Source organism: Mycobacterium angelicum, assembly GCF_002086155.1.
GTDB classification, from domain to species: Bacteria; Actinomycetota; Actinomycetes; order Mycobacteriales; family Mycobacteriaceae; genus Mycobacterium; species Mycobacterium angelicum.
Genome location: NZ_MVHE01000087.1, coordinates 1 through 18,089 on the forward strand (window position 1 = coordinate 1; position 18,089 = coordinate 18,089).

15 protein-coding genes and 2 pseudogenes are annotated in these 18,089 nt (G+C 64.0%); 9 read left to right on the plus strand and 8 right to left on the minus strand.

Going from position 1 to position 18,089, the window contains the following annotated elements:
* From BST12_RS35000 to BST12_RS26285, 3 genes and pseudogenes are all read right to left on the minus strand, one after another.
* Positions 1–250: PGRS repeat-containing protein (locus tag BST12_RS35000; RefSeq protein WP_425437421.1), on the minus strand; the 250-nt coding region annotated here is incomplete at its 3' end.
* Between the two features lie 93 nt (positions 251–343).
* A pseudogene (locus tag BST12_RS35005) lies at positions 344–562 on the minus strand (PE family protein); the annotation flags it as partial.
* A gap of 145 nt (positions 563–707) precedes the next feature.
* Positions 708–2,078, minus strand: coding sequence for an FAD-binding oxidoreductase (locus tag BST12_RS26285; RefSeq protein ID WP_083116162.1), 1,371 nt, complete (start codon positions 2,076–2,078; stop codon positions 708–710).
* Between the two features lie 125 nt (positions 2,079–2,203).
* On the opposite strand from BST12_RS26285, the gene BST12_RS34385 reads away from it, so the two are divergent.
* Positions 2,204–5,113, plus strand: coding sequence for a helix-turn-helix transcriptional regulator (locus tag BST12_RS34385; RefSeq protein ID WP_083116150.1), 2,910 nt, complete (start codon positions 2,204–2,206; stop codon positions 5,111–5,113).
* A gap of 3 nt (positions 5,114–5,116) precedes the next feature.
* Here the strand turns inward: BST12_RS34385 and BST12_RS26295 are convergent, their stop codons facing one another.
* Both BST12_RS26295 and BST12_RS26300 read right to left on the minus strand, forming a co-directional pair.
* Positions 5,117–5,386: a DUF4242 domain-containing protein gene (locus BST12_RS26295; RefSeq protein WP_083116151.1), complete on the minus strand. Its 270-nt coding sequence runs from the start codon at positions 5,384–5,386 to the stop codon at positions 5,117–5,119.
* 858 nt (positions 5,387–6,244) lie between these two features.
* A complete protein-coding gene (locus BST12_RS26300; RefSeq protein ID WP_083116152.1) occupies positions 6,245–8,038 on the minus strand; it encodes an N-acyl-D-amino-acid deacylase family protein in 1,794 nt (597 codons plus the stop codon).
* A gap of 101 nt (positions 8,039–8,139) precedes the next feature.
* On the opposite strand from BST12_RS26300, the gene BST12_RS26305 reads away from it, so the two are divergent.
* The 3 genes and pseudogenes from BST12_RS26305 to BST12_RS26310 all read left to right on the plus strand — a co-directional run bounded on the left by BST12_RS26305 (position 8,140) and on the right by BST12_RS26310 (position 10,701).
* Positions 8,140–9,153, plus strand: coding sequence for an AraC family transcriptional regulator (locus tag BST12_RS26305; protein ID WP_083116153.1), 1,014 nt, complete (start codon positions 8,140–8,142; stop codon positions 9,151–9,153).
* A gap of 79 nt (positions 9,154–9,232) precedes the next feature.
* Positions 9,233–9,319 (plus strand): annotated as a pseudogene (locus BST12_RS33760) (dihydrofolate reductase family protein); the annotation flags it as partial.
* Between the two features lie 185 nt (positions 9,320–9,504).
* Positions 9,505–10,701, plus strand: a complete 1,197-nt coding sequence (locus BST12_RS26310; RefSeq protein ID WP_245850588.1) for an ATP-grasp domain-containing protein — start codon at positions 9,505–9,507, stop codon at positions 10,699–10,701.
* On the opposite strand, the gene BST12_RS26315 is transcribed toward BST12_RS26310, so the two are convergent.
* Complete coding sequence (locus BST12_RS26315) at positions 10,690–11,574, minus strand: alpha/beta fold hydrolase (protein WP_083116154.1); 885 nt, start codon at positions 11,572–11,574, stop codon at positions 10,690–10,692. The genes BST12_RS26310 and BST12_RS26315 overlap by 12 nt on opposite strands.
* 140 nt (positions 11,575–11,714) lie before the next feature.
* Here BST12_RS26315 and BST12_RS26320 point away from each other — a divergent pair, with 140 nt between their 5' ends.
* The 3 genes from BST12_RS26320 (at position 11,715) to BST12_RS26330 (ending at position 14,453) form a co-directional block, all read left to right on the plus strand.
* Positions 11,715–12,866, plus strand: coding sequence for an alpha/beta fold hydrolase (locus tag BST12_RS26320; protein WP_170062206.1), 1,152 nt, complete (start codon positions 11,715–11,717; stop codon positions 12,864–12,866).
* A 254-nt stretch (positions 12,867–13,120) separates the two neighbouring features.
* Positions 13,121–13,516, plus strand: coding sequence for a nitroreductase family deazaflavin-dependent oxidoreductase (locus tag BST12_RS26325; RefSeq protein WP_083116156.1), 396 nt, complete (start codon positions 13,121–13,123; stop codon positions 13,514–13,516).
* A 217-nt stretch (positions 13,517–13,733) separates the two neighbouring features.
* Entirely contained in the window at positions 13,734–14,453 is a 720-nt protein-coding gene (locus tag BST12_RS26330) for a hypothetical protein (protein WP_083116157.1), read from the plus strand.
* Between the two features lie 79 nt (positions 14,454–14,532).
* Here BST12_RS26330 and BST12_RS26335 read toward each other — a convergent pair whose 3' ends face one another.
* Positions 14,533–15,297 (minus strand): RsiV family protein, encoded by a 765-nt coding sequence (locus BST12_RS26335; protein ID WP_083116158.1) that lies wholly within the window; start codon positions 15,295–15,297, stop codon positions 14,533–14,535.
* A 413-nt stretch (positions 15,298–15,710) separates the two neighbouring features.
* Here BST12_RS26335 and BST12_RS26340 point away from each other — a divergent pair, with 413 nt between their 5' ends.
* Positions 15,711–16,352, plus strand: coding sequence for a type IV toxin-antitoxin system AbiEi family antitoxin domain-containing protein (locus BST12_RS26340; protein ID WP_083116159.1), 642 nt, complete (start codon positions 15,711–15,713; stop codon positions 16,350–16,352).
* Positions 16,349–17,122 (plus strand): nucleotidyl transferase AbiEii/AbiGii toxin family protein, encoded by a 774-nt coding sequence (locus BST12_RS26345; protein WP_083116160.1) that lies wholly within the window; start codon positions 16,349–16,351, stop codon positions 17,120–17,122. The genes BST12_RS26340 and BST12_RS26345 overlap by 4 nt, the downstream gene beginning before the upstream one ends.
* Positions 17,123–17,174: 52 nt before the next feature.
* On the opposite strand, the gene BST12_RS31225 is transcribed toward BST12_RS26345, so the two are convergent.
* Positions 17,175–18,089: hypothetical protein (locus BST12_RS31225; protein ID WP_211281365.1), on the minus strand; the 915-nt coding region annotated here is incomplete at its 5' end.

The window sequence follows — 18,089 nt, forward strand, 5'->3', positions numbered from 1 at the left end:
CGCCGGCCTTGCCCGCGGTTGTCGCGGTACCGCCGGCCCCCCCGGCGCCGCCGCTACCGAACAGTCCGGCTGCCCCGCCGGTGCCGCCCTTGCCGCCGTCGGCCCCTGCGGTCGAGGTTCCAGACCCGCCGGCCCCGCCGTTGCCGATCAACCATCCGCCGGCACCACCGTTCTGCCCCGTCCCGGCGGCGCCGTTGGCGCCGTTGCCGATCAGCGGCCGCCCGGTCTGCGCCACAAGTTGCGCATTGATGACGTCGAGCAGGCTCTGTAGAGGCTGCGCTGCAGCGGATTCGGCCGTCGCATACGAGCCCGCGCTCCCGGTCAAGGCCTGTACAAACTGCTGGTGAAACGCCGCCGCCTGCGCGCTCGCGCTCTGATACGCCTGGCCGTGCGCCCCGAACAGTTCCGCAATGGCCACTGAAACCTCGTCCTGGGCGGCGGCGAGCAGGCCCGTCGTGTGGGCGGCTGCGGCGGCACCGGCCGACTCGAGCGCGGAGCCGATTCCGGCCAAATCCGTTGCTGCCGTTCCCATTACCTCCGGCAGCGCGATGACAAACGACATCTTCCCGACCCTTCCTGTGCGTCATGACCCGACCGTCGTGACGATTGGCTTGCTCGCCAGACCGTCGTCGATCTGTGAGCGCTGGAAAATTTGCGTGATAGGCCCGACGGCAGTGCACTGCCCCGGGTGTGGCGCCTGCGGGCGACTAAGCCGGATGAATGTTCTGGTTGATGTGGAACACGTTGCGCGGATCGTATTCGGCTTTGATCCTGCTGAGTCGGTCGTAGTTCGGGCCGTAGCTGGCGCGGACTCGGTCCTGGCCCTCGTCCATCATGAAATTCACGTATGCGGCGCCCGCCGAATACGGATGGGTCGCGTCCCAGTAATCCTTTGACCAGCGCTTCAGCGCCTCAGCATTGGCCGGGTCGGGATCCACCCCCGCGATGACCTGCGAGAAGTTGACGTCCCGGTGGGCGAACGCCGTGTCGGTTTGCCCGACCCGATGCACCGCGCCGTCGATCGGATACAGATGCATCGTGGAGTGCATGGTCGGCAGTTCTTCGCTGAAGCGGGCATGGGCCGCTACGGCGTCGTCGGCAACGGTCCGGAAGAAGTCGCCCCGCCAATACCATTGCAGCCCTTTGGGATACAGGGCATCAAAGGTGGACTGCAGCGCGGGGAAAGGAGCCACACCAAGGCCATCGAAGGCCGGCTCCATCTGCCGCACCGGCGTGAACACCTCATCGGCGCGTGCGGGATCACCCGTGTAGCACCAGACCACCGCGCACGCCTTGTGCAAGTGGAAGGCCTCGGGGAAGGGCGCCACCGGGGGGACGGTCATGGTTGCGAAGAACCCGTACAGGTCCTCGTCCTGGGCCGGCAGGAAATCCCGGAACCAGCCGAGAATGTCCGCCGTCGCCGAGACCGGCCACGCCGTGGGGCCGCAGATCACACTCTGCACGGAATGCAGGCGGAACGTAAACGAGGTGACCACACCGAAGTTGCCGCCGCCGCCGCGCAACGCCCAGAACAGGTCGGGATGCATCGATTCCGACGCAGTCACCTCGCGGCCGTCGGCCAACACGACCTCGGCCGCCAGAAGGTTGTCGATCGTCAGGCCGTGCTTGCGGGACAGGTACCCGTGGCCACCACCGAGGGTGAGGCCGCCGACACCGGTGCTGGCGATGATGCCGCTTGGCGCGGCCAGACCGTGCGCGTGGGTCGCGGCGTCCACCTGACCCCAGGTCGCACCGCCTTGAACGCGGGCCGTGCGCCGGTCGGCGTCCACCTCGATCCGGTTCATCCGCGACAGATCAATGACAAGGCCGCCCTCGACGGTTCCGAAACCGGGACCGTTGTGGCCGCCTCCGCGCACGGCGACGGCCAGGTTCGACGTCCGTGCGAATTCCAGAGCGCTCGCGACGTCGGCGGCGGTTCCGCAACGCGCGATCACTGCCGGCCGCTTGTCGATCATGCCGTTGTGCAGCGCTCTGGCTTCGTCGTACTCCGGGTCATCAGGCAGGATCACCTCTGCACTCAGCCGGGTGCGCACCTCATCCGTCGTCATCGTGGTCATCATGCCTCGACGCTATGGGGCGAGGTAGTGGCTCGTCATGACCACAACTAGGCATCTTCGGCCGGACCCGTCGATAGTCAGATCTGACTATCGACCAGTGAAGGCACCACGGCTACGTTGTGCTCATGGCGCAGTGGGTGCCGCCGCCCCTTCCCGCAGAACTCACCGCTCGTCGGGGCGGTCCACTTGTTGGTCGGGCCGCCGAGCTCGCTGCGTTCGAGCAGGCCTGGGAACGGGTTGAGGGCGGCCAGCGCCAGGCGGTGTTCGTCGGCGGTGAGCCAGGAGCCGGCAAGACGCGCCTGTCCACGGAGGTAGCCGGGAGGCTGGTGGACCACGGTGTCGCGGTGCTCGTCGGAAGCTCCACGGCCGACGCCGATGTCCCGTACGCACCGTTCGCCGAGGCGCTGGATCGTTTGCTGATCGCGGCTGCACCGGGTTCGCTGGCCGACGTGGTGGCGGACGCGGGACCGCAGCTACGGCGCCTGACCACCCAGGTGGATCGGCATCTGCCAGACATCGGGCCGGCCGACGATATCGACGCGCTCCGGCGTGCCCTGTTTGACGCGGTGACGGGTTTTCTACGGCGGCTGGCGATCGATCGCCCGATCGCGCTGGTCCTCGAGGACATGCATTGGGCGCAGGTACCGACCCTGGCGATGCTCGAACACGTGCTCATCGGCTGCGCCGACGTGCGCATGCTGGTGGTGGCGACCTTCCGCACTACCGAACCCGACCGCTCCGAAGAGCTCGTGACCCGGCTGGCCGAACTGCACCGGTTCGACGGTGTTCGGCGTCTCGATCTCGGGGGTCTGGACACCGATGCCATCGCCGAGTTCGTCGGCCAAACCCAGCAGCTGCGTCCGCCGTCGGCGCGCACCGCCGCGGCGTTGCTGCGGGATAGGACCGGCGGCAATCCGTTCTTCCTGACCGAACTCTGCAACCACCTCGAAATCCGGGGCGGGCTGGCGACTCTGGGTTCACACCAGACCGTTCCGGCGTCCATCGGGGATGTGATCGCGCGCCGGCTCGGCGGCCTCGGGGCCGGCACCCGCAGCGTGATCGAACAGGCGGCCGTGCTGGGCGAAGCGTTTAACCTGCCTGCACTGATCGCCACCAGCGAGGCCGACCTCGCGGCGACGCTGGCGGCCGTCGATTCGGCCGAAGCCGTCGGGCTGATTCGGACAGTTCCCGGCTCCGACGGCGAGTTCGCGTTCGTGCACGCGCTGACCCGTGAGGCCACGCTCAACGGGATGGCGGCGTCGCGGCAACGGATCATGCACGCGCGGGCCGCCCAAGCGTTGGAGGGGCGTGCCGACCCAACGGTTGTTCCCCGGGTGGCCAATCACTACCTACTTGCCCACGTGCTGGGCTACCACGACAAAGCGTTGCATTACGCGCGGAAAGCGGCTCGGTTAGCTGAGCAGAGCCTGGCTTACGAGGACGCGGCGAAATGGTTCGAGCGCGCGGCGTCGCTTCCCGAAGTGAGTCCCGAGGATCGGGCCCTGCTGAATTTCGGCGCGGCCGCAAACCACATCCGCTCCGGTGATTTCGCGCGTGCCCGGGCCATCTACGAACGGATCAGCGCGACGGACGATCCGCTGATCCGGCTGGAGGCGACCATTGGGTACGAGGATGCGTGTTGGCGGCCCGGGCTGTCCGGTTCGAAAGCGGCCGATCTGCTGGCTTCCGCGTTGGAAGGGTGCGGCCTGGACACCAACGACTCCCGCTACGTGCAAGCACTCGCCAGTTTCGGACGCGCGTTGGCATTTGCCGGCGAGACGGCACGTGCTCGCGAGGTCAGTAGCCGCGCCATCGATTGCGCGCGCGCCCTTGGCGATCCGTCGGTAACGCTGCACGCGCTGCTCGCCAGCATGTGGCACGGTGTCACCCCGGAGATGTCTGACATTCAACTAGAGCGGTCGGCGGAGCTGCTGCGTGGCGCACAAGCAATTCGCGACTACGACACCCTCGGCTCAGTAACGCATTTCCGCGCCTTGGTCAGCTATCTCGTCGGGCGGCCCGACGACCTGGCCGCCTCGGCGGCCGAGCTGCAGCGAGCGGTGCAAGCCTGCGGACAGCCCTTCTTCAGCTTCGTCAGCGCGTGCGTCAACCAGGCGCTGACATACTTGCGCGGCGACTTCCCCGGCGCCGAACGGTGGGCCGACATCGCATTGCACACCGGCACTCGTTTCACCGCGGACGAGACCGAGGGCTCGTACGGGGTTCAGATGTTCATGATTCGCCGGGAAACCACGGACCTGAAGAGATTCGCCGGGTTCGTGGACGGCAGCGAGACGTTCGCCGGCCGTTGGGTGCCCGGGTTGCTGGCGCTGTATACCGAGCTCGGCTGTGAACGTGGCATGACCCGCGCACTGAATCACCTGCTCAGTCGCAACCTCAACGATCACACCGACGAGGCCCAGTGGCCGATGGAGCTGGTGTTCATGCTGGAGGCGGCCTTCGAGCTGGGCAATCGGGAAGCTGTCCACAAGCTGCAACCGTTCGTGGCCCGCTATGCGGGCAAGAACCTGGTGGCCGGACAGTTCGTCGCGCTGTTCGGCAGCGCCGAAAGATATCTCGCCCGGATCGCCGCACTAGGCGGTGACAACGACGGCGCCGAGCGTCATTTCGCCGCGGCGCTTGAGATGGACCGACGGATGGGCGCGACGGTTCATATCGCCGAGACACTGGCCAGATACGCGCTGTTCGCGGCGTCTACCGATCGGCTCGAAGAGGCGCGGCGCCTTGCCGACCGGGCCCGCGAAATCGCCACGCCGATCGGCCAATCCCGGGTCCTTGATTTGGTGGAATCGCTTGTGGCAACGGGTCCGTCGGGCGCTGCCAGGCTGACCGACCGGGAGATCGAAGTGCTGCGGCTACTGGCCGAAGGGCTGAGCAATCGGGCGATCGGCGAGCGCCTCTATATCAGTACCAACACCGCGGCCAATCATGTTCGCAGCATCCTGCTCAAGACCGGTGCCGCGAATCGTACGCAAGCGGCGATGTACGCCACCGACCACGAACTGCTCAGGTGAGCTTCAGATTTCGGAAAATGCACCGTCGGGCATGATGCGATCGGTTACCTGGACGACGACGTCGGCGGGAAGACCGGCACGAGAGGCCGCGGTTCTGATCGCCTCCGGCGAGGGCGCCTCGTAAAGGCAGTAGGTTTTTCGCTTGTCCGCGGACAGAAACGAGTACAGCCAACGAACGCCCTCCTCCGCGTTGATGCGATTAATCCCATCGACGGTGTCAAGAGTGGGGTCCAGCGCATCGGCGTAGTTGCGCTCGATCATGAATATCGGCACGGTGAAATCCTATTGGACACCTCGGCCCTATGCCTGGGATACGACTTTGCTCAAGTTAATTCCATGTTGCGCGCCGGGTTCTCTGCCAGCGGCGGCAAGCGGCCACCGGCTTTTCCGTGGCGAGCGGGGCCCACACATGTGTCACAGCAAACTCACACAACATTGTGTCGAGCCTATCCGACCGGCGTGAGTTGCATAGGCTGCGAGACGCTCGGCGGCTTGCCAATGGAGCCGCATATCGGCCGGGTGATGCCCGAGTCATCCTTGCCCGCAAGGGTATTCGGATCCCACGTGGCATAACTCGTGTACGCCCCGGGAACCCGCGAACCTTCAGGACAGAATGCGTCGGAATGCCACACCATTGTCCACTGTCCGTCGAACAGTCGCGCTTCGGCAAACGCCAATCCACTTGGTGTGCCGGCAACCGAAGCGCATCCATCGCCACACGGAGTGAAATACCAGTCGCTATTGGTGGTCTCACCGGATTGTGAGGTCACGGTCGAGATGTAGTGGCCACTCATGGTCGGGTCCGCCCACGCGCTACCAGCGGACCCGACTGCTAACCACCCGGCGAGGACGGCGACTGAGACAACGCCTCGTTGAACGACCATGGTTGGTGTCCTCCTCCCTATAGCTGCCTCGACTACCGCATAGTTTTGCTATAGCACAAAGACGTAGCGAATGGGCCTTTCGTTGGACGGATCGTGGTCTTTGGAGGCGTTGTGTTTACTGCATAACCTTTTGGCAGCACACCGAATGCGTCCCGTTTTGCCGCGCTTTGTCAGTTGGAGATATTGTGTCCGCCAATTTCTTTGTTGCCTGGCGCTTTTGGTACGGATGCAAATCTCGCTCGTCGGGCTAGACCGCGACGGAAACCGACTCGGCTGTTCCCATGGTCGCAGGGGTGGTGGTGTTGGCACGCAGGAAGCTGCCAGTGCGCTGCGTGCCGAGCACCTCGGTGGGCTGTCCGTTGAGGAACACCGTGCGCCCGGCGACGAGCACCGCGCTGACAGTGTCGTCATTGCGGTTGACCATCCGCGACATTCCGCCGTACGGCTCGACCTTCTCCTCTGCGTAGTCGTCCAACGACTCGTCAAGGTGTGCCGGGTCAACGATTACCAGGTCGGCACGATCACCCATCCGCAGATGCCCGGCGTCGATTCGATACCAGTCGGCCAGTTCCCCGGTGAGCCGATGCACCGCCTGCTCGACGGTCATAAAGGGCGTGCCGGCCTCCTGGGCATCGCGGACGTGACGCAGCAACCTCAGTCCGAAGTTGTAGAACGCCATGTTGCGCAGGTGTGCGCCCGCGTCGGAGAACCCCATCTGAACGCCGGTATCGCGGGCAAGCCTCTTGAGCACCTCGGGACGGTGGTTGGAGATCGTGGTGCGCCACCGCAGCGCAGTGCCGTGCTCGATCACCAGGTCGAGAAATGCATCGACGGGGTGCAGCCCGCCGCGGTCAAAACCGGCCTGTCCGAAGGATTTTCCAACGACGGACGCATCGGGGCAGCCGACGATTTCGGCGTCGAAGAAGTCACGGTGCCACACCCGGAGCCCATATTTGCTGTCGTAGTCCTTGCGGAACCACCGACGATAACCCTCGTCGCGCAGTAGGTCGTTACGCTCCGCCACTTGTTCTTTCAGATGCATAGCTGCCGCGCCGGAGCCGAACTCTTCGAAGATCACCAAATCGATGCCGTCGGCGTACACCTCGAATGGCACCGGCAGGTGCTGCCAGCGGAAGTTGCCGCCCAGCTTGTTGACCAGTCGGGCCGCCGGGCCCATCACCGAGATCAAGAACGGGTTGGCCTTGATGTCAGCGGCCGACAACAGACTGGTCTTCAGCGGCCTGCGGGCGATGCCCAGCGACTGCACCGCCTGGGAGGCAATATTGAACGGATTCTGAATGTTCGGACCCGCCTGCAACACACGCCCGCTGCGCCGCAGCACGGACTTCAGCCGGCGCAGTTCCCGCGGTTTGGCGTACGTCGAGGGCAGGGTCCGCGAGCGGCAGGTCTCGCCGTCGAGCTTGTCGAAAAGCAGTTGCTGCGAGGACATTCCGACGAAGCCGGCTCGTAGCGCCTCGGTGAGCATCTGCTCCATCCGGGTCTGCTCGGCCTTGGTCGGGCGCACGTCCTTGCGCGTGGCGCGGTCCAAGCCCATCGTCGCGGTCCTCATGTCCGAATGCCCAACGAACGCAGCCACATTGGGCCCCAATGGCCGCGCTTCCAACGCGGCGATGTATTCCTCGCAGTTGCTCCATGTCTTGTACTGATCAACCGCGCCAATGACGTGTTCGCGCGGGATGGCCTCGACTCGGCTGAACAGGTCACCGGCGTCTTCGCCACCGACGTGAACGGTCGACAGCGAGCACGAACCCACCATCACGGTCGTCACGCCGTGGCGCAGCGATTCCGACAACGACGGGGCGCCGAGCACCTCGATGTCGTAGTGGGTGTGAATGTCGACCATGCCGGGCAGTACCCACTTGCCCTCGGCATCGATCACCTGCGGGCAGCCGGCTTCGTCGAGTGACTGCGCGCTGATGGCCGCGACGTGCCCGGCGCGGATACCGATGTTGCGGATCGCCGACGGCGCACCGGTGCCGTCGAACCACCGACCGTTGCGGATCACGGTGTCGAAGCTCATGGGAACGCTCCTTTCGCGGGTTACCTCGTTGGCTCCCAGGATGCTGTCGAGAGGGTGCAGGAGTCTTGACACTTGCGGACGACTATTTGACATTTATTGACATGTCGGTGGTACGCGGCACATCGCTGTCGGGCTATCCGCGGCTGGTCGCCGAACTGGGTGGCGATCCGGTTGAGCTGCTGAGCGCTGCCGGCATCCGGCCCGAAGATGTCGGCGACCACGAAGCCTTCCTGCCCTACCGCAGTCTCATCGTGGCGATTGAAACTGCTGCGACGGCGACGGCGACCCCGGATTTCGGGCGGCGGTTGGCATTGCGGCAAGGCATCGAAATCCTTGGGCCCGTCGGCGTCGCCGCGCGCACCGCGGCCACCGTCGGCGACGGCTTCGCGATTATCGAAAACTTCATAGCGGCCTACAGCCCGGCCATCTCCGGGCGCATAACCCCTGGCGCCCATGCCGGGCAGTCGTTCTACGTATTCGAGGTGCTGATCGAGCGCCCACCCCCGCATCCACAGACCATCGAACTGTCGCTCGGGGTGTCACTGCGGGTGATGCGGTTCCTGCTCGGCGCGCAGTACGCACCCTTGTCGGTGCACCTCCCGCACGAGCCACTCACCGCGACCGCCGACTATCTGGCGTACTTCGCCTGCCGCCCGTGCTTCAATCAGCCAGCAGCGGGCTTCGCCTTTCGCACGGCTGATCTCGCGCGTCCGCTTGACCAGGACGCGCTCGCCCATCAGGCCGTCGTGCAGTACCTGACCGGCATCACCACACACCAACCGGGCATGACCCAATCGGTGCGCACCATGGTCCGCCAACTGCTGCCCACCGGCACTGCTAGCCTCGAGTTGGTTGCCGCCCAGTTCGACCTGCATCCCCGGGCTCTGCATCGCCGGCTGTCGGCGGAAAAGACCACCTTCGGCAAACTCATCGACGATGTACGCCGCGAAACGGCCGAACACTACCTGCGCGACACCGACATCAGCCTGTCACACCTGACACGGGAACTCGGCTACGCCGAGCAGAGCGTGCTCAGCCGGTCGTGTCGGCGGTGGTTCGGCACCGGTCCCAGCAGTTACCGCAACGCGGTGCGCTCCGTCTCGTCGGGCAACTAACGTCTCAAACCGTTTGTAGCGCAAACAATTTCGGGCAAGCCACGAGGCCAGGCCGCCGACAGAGCGGAAAAGCATCTTCCCGACATGGATCTCGCTGCGACTGTTGGAGAACCGCACCTTCCCGGGCGGTACGGTCCTACTGCGATACGAGGCCAAACACGACTGATCGAATGCAAACGCACCCCTACCCCAGCGCGAGTAGCGTCGGATAGGACGGTTCGGCATCGGCGCCACGGTGCGCGATGCGGGACCACAACGTAGATCTGACCGGACCGACGTCAGAGCTGGAGCCCAAGGCTCAACTCGCCGAGCGCAGGTCGACGGGAGCAGAGCGGGCAGCGGGTGTTCGCAATGGGAGGTCCGGTGTCCGGATTTGGCCGAAAGACCGTGCTGATCACCTTCGGTCGGTCATATCTGTCACTCCACCTGGCTCGCCTGATGGGCGCCGCCGGACACGACGTACTGATCACGGACTCGGTGCGGTTTCCCGTGGCCAGGTTCTCATCGGCGGTTAGGAAGACGTTCCGTGCGCCACGGCCGAGATACGAACCGGTCGAGTGGACGCAGACGCTCGCACACATCGTCCGCGAGGAGGGCGTGGACATGGTCGTGACGGTCCACGAGGGGACCGAAATCCTGGCAAACACGATCAAGCGATACCCCGAGCTGTTCCCCGACCGTCGCAAGTTGTTCTTATCCAGTTTCGATCTCGAGGCTCGGCTGGAAAACAAGTACGAGTTCCAGGCCGCACTCAAGGCGCTGGGCATGCCCACCCTCGACTTCGCGCTCGTCCGCAGCCAGGAGGAGCTCGAAGCCTTGGATTTCGACCAGCCCTTCGCCCTCAAGCGCGTCTACTCGCGCGGGTCGCAGGACGTGCACAAGGTGTGTCCGGGTGAACTGCCGCGCGGCCTGAGTTTCGAAGCGGAGAATCCGTGGATTGCGCAGGAGTGGGCCGATGGCATCAACTATTGCTCGTATTCGGTCTGCCACGGCGGTGAGGTGAAAGCGCACGCGCTTTACCCCGTGCGTTACGCGATCGACGGCACGTCTTGCCTGATGTTCGAGTCCATCCAGCACGAGGGCATCGCTGAGTGGACGCGCGAATGCGTCAGGGCGTTCAATTTCACCGGGCAGCTGGGGCTGGACTTCATCGAAGTGCCCGGCCGAGGGCTCTTCACGGTCGAATGCAATCCGCGGGCAACCAGCGGAATCCTGTTGTTCGATCCGGAAACTCGGCTCGACAGGGCATTTTTCGGCACGAACGACGAGGTCATCGCGCCCCAGCCCGGTGTGAGAAAGATGCTGGCGCCCGGGATGCTGATTTACGGGTGGCGCAAATCGTCGTTGCAGGACAACACCTTCCGCGGATTTCTGCGAGATTACCGGCGCACTGACGACGCCGTCTTCACCCGCCGAGACCTCGGGCCGACCCTTGCGCTGCCACTCGTCGCGGCAACCATTTTCGCGCAAGCCGCTCGCTATCGGGTGAACATCCCGGACGCGTTTATGCACGACCACGACTGGGACGGCGGCGAGCTACCGCTGTGAATCGCGTTGTGCGCAGCAAAAACTGGTGATCCGGGCGACGCTGTCGCCTGGTGCGGTGAAGATGCCGCCGTGGCCTGCACCGTCGATTCGGGCAAACTCGGCGTCGGGTATCAGCCGAGCCGTCGCCTCGCAGAGGGCTGGCGGAAAGAACAGGTCGTGTTCGAATGCCAAGACGAGCGTGGGTACATCGATCGCGCCGAGATGCTCCGGGGTCGGTTCCCCGGACGTGATCCACTGCTGCGAGGCCGTCAGCTGTCCCTTAAAGCCCTCTTGTCCCGCCCACCCGCTGTCATAGCCGGCCGACAGCGCCTGCTGCCAGCCCCGCACGGTCTCCGGATCTTGCAACATCGGTAGGTGAAGGGTGGTCAGCAACTGCTCGAAAACCAATACCTCGCGCGGCAATTCACCACAGCGCTCGATCAGACCGAGTTCCATCTCCCCCACCATCGCACCCACCGGCGAGGGCTGCAGCCCAGCGAACAAGACCAGCGCACGCACGAGCTCGGGTCGGCTACGCAGTAGCGTCTGCGCGGTGTAACAGCCCATCGAGTAGCCGATGATGGTGGCCTGGTCGACCTTGAAATGGTCGAGGATGGCGGCGGCGTCGGCGGCTAGGTCTGCCACCGAGTACGGCGCGGCCGGTGCGGAGGATGGCGACATTCCGCGCGCGTTGTATGCGATGACCTGGAATCCCGCGTCGACGAGGGAATGCGGAAGTCCGCAGATGTTCCACGTGATGCTCGGCATCCCGAGGCCGGCGACCAATAGAACGGTCGGGCCTTCACCGGACCGTTGCACCGCGAGCTCGACGCCCGGTTCTGCGATTACAAACTCGAAGCCGTCGTCCGGCGGTGCGCCCGCTGCATCGGTCATTAGTTCAACTGTAATAACTGGGTCTCGGCATAGCTGGTCCCGAAGGCTGACGACGATTTGCCCGGATTCCCGGTGAACGCAACCAGCTTGCCGCGCCATGACGTTTTGACGCCTGGCCGGCCGGGAATTCCGCCGTGGCCATGACGCAGACATCACCAAGCCGCATCCGCCTGAGTCATCACGTCGTGGAACTCGACGACGGACGCCGGATCGGACTTTCAGTCGGCGGCCGCGGAGTGCCGTTGTTATTCATGCACGGCCTCCTGCTGAGTCGCAAGGCATATCTACGGATGCTCAGCCGGATCGCCGGTATGGGATTTCTGGTCGTCGCCGTCGATGCCGCCGGTCACGGCGACACGGGGCGACTCCCCAGCGACGCGTGCGGCTTCACCGATCGCGCCGATTCGGTGTTGCGCACATTGGACGCCCTCGGCATCGGACAAGCGTTGTTCGTCGGCCATTCGATGGGTGGACGAATGACGATCCAGCTGGCCGCACACGCGCCCGAGCGAGTACTCGCCGCCGTGCTGTTCGACCCGGCGGCCGGAGCTCGATTCGACACGACCATCCCAAAACTGGTGAGGTCCCCAACCAGAGCGTTGGGCGCGGCCTACACCGCAGTCCGCGACACAATGGGCGATCCGACGCAGCTCACGGCCGGGGAGCAGCTCGGATACTTCCGTGTGCTGGCGGCGGTGGCAGTGCCGAACCTGCGTAATCCGGTTGCAGCTGTCCGGACGATCAAGGCGATCATCGAATCCGGTGACTACACGCCGAGGCTGCACACCATGCGCGACGAGGGAATGCCCACGATGGTGATACACGCCGAAAAAGACATGATTGTGCCGTTCTCACACGCATGTGAAATCGCCGACGAGTCCGACGCCACGCTCTACAAGGTGCGTGACGCGTACCACTCATGGATGATCGCCAATCCGCGGCAGGGCGCCGACGCGTTTCGTCAACTGCTGAGCGGCGAACTGGGCAAGGTGCTTCGCGACGCCGCCGACACGATGGGCATCGCGGACCTCGATGACCACGAGGCGTGGGAGCGCGAATTGCTTGACCCCGATGCGCTGGTGTTGGAGTTCATCCGTGGTCGCGACCGAATTGAAATCGGCACCGAGGAACCCGAGCATGTCGAACTCGAGCTGATGCGCCGTACGGAGCGCTCGCAGGAGCGGATGTCGTGGGCTCGACGAACGTATCGCAGGTGGGCAGCCAAGCACCTGCATCAGGCGCGATCGCTGATCCGGCAGAACACCCGCGTTGAACCGGAGCACCGCGAATAGCTACCGGTGAATAGCGTAGCGCGGCAGACGTCGCGGCCAGGCGACAAACACCTCTTGCCCCTCAGTCGTTTTCAGGTTTCGACCTGCACCTGCTAGTGAAACCCCTTGAAGGCGAAGACATTAGCGCCCTCGTGTCCGCGACGGCATGGGATCAACGGCGCTTGCTGTCGCTGCTCAACGGGCACGACCGACGGTTTTCCTAGCGTTCCAACGGATACTTGTCATTTGGAGCTGATCACGAAAGAGGGGGTTACATGCGGGTGCCAAGAGCCGTCGCAAAACTCAATAGTCGAGTCATTAACCCGGTGGCTCGGTCGATCACGCCATGGCTTCCAGGCCAAGGGACACTCGAACATGTCGGACGCAAATCAGGCAAGCGCTACCGAACGCCGCTGTTGGTTTTCCCCATCCGCGACGGCTTCGTCATTCTCATCGGGTACGGGATGAAGTCCGACTGGTTGAAGAACGTATTGGCAAGTGGACAGGCGGTGCTGCACAAGCGCGGTAAGAGGGTCGCGCTAGGCGATCCGCGCGTCCTGAGTAAGACCGAGGGCGCAACCCTCATCACAGGGCCATCTGCTGTTTTCTACCGTTTGTTTCCGTACGACGAAGCGGCGCTGGTTTTGACCAAAGTCCATTCCCCACAATGACTTTGGGTAGTTCTGCCCGAGGAGTCAGGTCAGCCATTGCGTGCGTCAACAGTCACTGAGAAGCTGGCCTTTCCCGCTAACTGGGCAGCCCAGGCAGACAGTGATAGCACCAAACGGTTGAGAAGCCCTGGTTGACGACTTAAACATCGTCCGGCCCGATCGTCATCGAATCGGCGTCTTCGCCCACGGAGGCGACACTGAGCCATACACTTGCCGCGTGAATATCCGCGAGTTCATCGTCGGCGTCGCGATAGCTCCAGTCCGGGCCGGCGTCAAGGTGGCAGACGCCGGACTCGCCGCTTCGGCCATGGCGCTCGGGGCTGTAAAGCAATCCTTGGGCGAGGACGGCCCGAAGACGGTAGACCCGATTACCGATCTATTTCCCCTGCGCGGCGCACTCGTAGGCGCGAACCGAGTTGCCGAATTGACCGAAAACGACAGGGCGATGGGGCGCGCTCTGGTCCGCGGCGGCCCGGCCGACAAGCTGATGCGTCCGGGTGGGGTTGTCGATATGTTGGACGCTCCCGGCGGGTTACTCGATCGGGTATCCGCTGGAAGTAGCTCTTCGCTAGAGCGGATCCTGGCGCCCGGTGGGCTGGTAGATCGGCTGCTCGCCGAGGACGGGCCGTTAGAGCGGATGTTCGCCGAGGACGGCATTATCGAGCGGATGTTTGTAGAGGACGGCATCGTCGACAAGCTGCTGGCTAAGAATGGACCGCTTGAACAACTCACCGAAGCCGCTGAAATCCTGAGTCGGCTCCAGCCCGCCGTGGAGAGGCTGACGCCCACCGCCGACACCCTTGAGTCTGCTGTCGACACCCTCAACAGGATGGTCAACTCGCTGAGTGGCATCACAGACCGCATTCCGCGGCGGCGGTCGACGCGGCCGGCTGTGCGCGCGAAGCGCAACGTGGAGCAGGATGCCATCGAGGAGTGAGCCGACCGGCTCACCGGCGCCGTCGGCGACTAGGCGGCCGCTATCGCACGTGGTTTTGCTGGTGGCGCCGCCGGAAGTCTCAGGCCAGCATCGGGTCGATCGCCGACCGGGGCACCAGCACCTGAGCCGCCCCGGGGAGCAGCGTGCCTTGGTCGAAGAAGAAGATCACCCCGTCGTTGACCACCGCAAAATTCTGGTAGTTGGCAGGGTTGTACAGCGCAGCTTGCGCTATCGGTGACGCCGCTGGTGGCGTGGTCGTGACCGGCTGTCCCGGTTGCGGGGACGGCGTGGGCGCCCCGGCCGGCGGCGGTGCCTGCTGCTTCTGCAGTTCAGCCTGGACGATCGGCGCTACGGTTTGCAGCGGATCGTCGACTCGCCACAACGGCGTGTTTTGTTTGTCGTCGGCTTTGGCCGTGTAGAGAATTTCCTTGCGGTAGGTCTGGTCCCAGTTGAACGCCTTGTACGTCGTCTGCGGGCTGCCAGCGTCTTGGTACACCGTGAACACCACAGTCTGCGTGCCGCGCGGCGGAATCGCCGAGTTGTATTCCGTCGGCTTGATCCTCAGCTCGTAGGGTTTGTCGTGGGGCGCGCCCGATTTGGCCTGGTTGACAAACGCGTCGCGTGTCTGGGAGATGAATTCGGCGACCGGCTTCTGGTCGGGGTAATCCAGCGGCATGCTTATGTCGACGCTGTATCCGGGGTCGGAGAGCTGAATTTCACACGTGCGGCCGTTACTAATGCCCTTGAGGTCGGCACAGTAATCCTTTGGCGCCGCCACCGCCGTGGCAGAAGAACCGAGGATTGCCGCAGCCGTGACGATTACCGCAACGCTGAACAGGCGCATGTGTGAATTCCTCCAAGCAATCGCGGCACAGTGCCGCGCACGAGAGATTAGCGGGCAGCATTCCTGCAAAGTGGGCAGGCGGGGCTAACGCTTGTCCAGAGTAGCCCGAAGTCAAGGTTCAGGCGAAGTCGCGCTCTAACCCGTCGGCCGGTACCGCTGCATGCACACGCGTCGACGACGAGGGTCGGTCGGCTCGCACTCGGCGCCGACCACTCCGGGCAGAGCCACGTGTCAACGAGCCCGGACCACTGCAAAACCCACCTGGCGGGATCCCAGGTGGTCAATCCCTGGACCGGACGGTGCGCAGGGGCGGCGGCGACGACGAGCATGAACATGGCGATTGAGGAAATCTTGCATCTTAGGTATGCATTTCGTACTCTTGAGCGGTACGGATCGCATACTCGGGAGCAAAAATGGTGCAGGACCGCAGCACCCCGCTACCCACTGGCCTGGCACAGGTACCAATGAAGACCATTCGGCCTATCGACGCAGCGCGCCATTATGCCCACCCGCGCTCGCAGCTAGTCCGCCTTAACGAACGTGGACTCCTGCACCGTCTCACCGACGGCTATTACGTCGTCGTGCCGCAGGACATGGTGGGACGCAGCTGGATGCCCGGCCTGGAAACCGCCGCGGCGGGCATCGCGTCGGCAATCTACGGCCCCGACGGCATCGTCGTCATGGGAGTCAGCGCCGCACGCCTGCACGGAGCGATTCCGCGCGCTCTGGCCACCGCGACCGTCGCCGTCCCTGCCCAGCACCGCCCCATCAGGTTATCCGACCGCACTGCGGTGATCCGGTTCGTCAAGCGCAACACCCAGGGAATCGACGCCGAACGCTACGACACCGAGCTCGGCCCGACGTTAGTGACCACACCCGAACAGACGGTTCTAGACCTTGCTCACCGTCCCGACCTCGGCAACGCCGAAATCGACATCCCAAGCGCCGTCACTGCACTGTTGGAGCGCAGCGACACCGACCGCCTGCAAGCCCTCGCGACCGAGCAGCGACGCATCGCCTCGCTGCAGCGGGCGAGAACCTGGGCGAGGCAATGAACAGCGACGAAAAGACGGCAGTTGCTGAGCAATTCGGCGTCGCGGCCGAACAAGTCGAGCGCGATCACCTCATCTCCCACGTGCTCGCCGTCCTGGCCGGGGACTTCGGTGAACGAATCCACTTCATCGGCGGTACCGCCCTCGCCCGCACCTACCTCCCGAACGGACGGCTCAGTGAGGACATTGACCTCATCGCAATCGGCGATCGCAAGCGCGTAGCGACCGATATGGACGCCCTTCTGCCCCGCGCACTTTCCCGCAGTCACGGGCGACTAACTCTGGATCCGGCACTCAGCAGCGTTCCCGACATCCAATCCGCAATCCTCCGGACCTCTAGTGGATTAGCGGTGCGGCTACAACTGCTGTCTTCCCGCGACCGAATAGTGTGGCCAACGGAGCGACGATCTTTAGTTCAACGGTATGCCGATGCCCCCGCCGCCGAGCTGCTGGTGCCCACACTTCCCGCCTTCGCCGCCTCCAAGACTGCGACGTGGGTCGACCGTCATGCCTCCCGCGATCTGTGGGATCTCTGGGCGCTGAATCGGCTGGGCGCCATTGATGCCGCGGCCGAAAGTCTCTACCGGCACTACGGCCCGACCAACCAGCCACCGTCACCGCGCGACTTCACGATGGTGCCGTCGGAGGCCGACTGGCAGAACCAGCTCGCCGGCCAAACTCGCCTCACGGTGGCGCCGAAGGACGCCATGTGCGCCGTACGCGACGCCTGGGCCAAGGTCATCGCGTCCGCGGGCCGACCATCCGGCGACTAAACGCCGAATACATGTCGATGGCCCCGTCTGTGGGCCCGAATCCGTAGTCGAATCACGCGGCTTTTAAGTCCTGCACCAGTTGCGGCTCTGTGATGGCTGCGATGAGCAGGCGTTTCAGCATGCCCCGCACAAACACCTGAATATCGACCTGGGGGATGCTGGTCCAAGACCGCGGCCGGTGCTGATCGAACCATCTGAGCGTGTCCGCGGCGTCCCCGCCGTGGGCTATAGCGCTGCGATACGCATAAAGTTGCTTGATCACTTTGTCCGGCCCCATGGCGGTGCCTGAGCGATCGAACGTGTCCAACCCGAGCTTCCGGTGGTCTGGCAGCCGGTTGTTCAGCAGGAGGATGTTTCTCGTCAGTTGACGCGTGAGGCTGTCTACTAGATCGTTCGGTCGCGGCGCATGCGCGAGCAGACTCTCGATGACTCCGAAGTAGGCGAGGCACTTTTGCTTCGACATCTCCGGGAGTGCTTCACCTTCAATGAACAGAACCAGAGCGCGCGCGACTTCCGGATATTGGTCATCGTCGAATGCTCGCCGGAGTTTGACTACCTCGTCGATCTCGTCCAGGTCTGGACACTGGGGCATTCTGTGGGTGTCCGGGCGAGAGGCGAACTGGAAAGCCTGATCGGGATTGAACGATGGAGACCAAAACCATGACGTTCCTACCTTCGCCGCGGCATCAGGTGGTAAGTGCTTACCGTTCCCCCAAATCGGTGTCCAGATATCGGCGTCAGACAGCCTGAGTGCTTGAGTGAGCGCCCAGGAAGTGATCAGTGGATTTACGCAACGGACGACCGTATACCGCCACTCATCGCGAGGGAGGTCCCATGTTCCGTTGACCGTAGCTCCGCCGTCTGGGCTTGATTTTCTTTGTTCGTAAGGAAGCATGAACGAAGTGGCGGATAGGTCAAGTCCAGGGACGTGGTGTACGACGTCGTCGTGTGATTCTTCGATGTGATG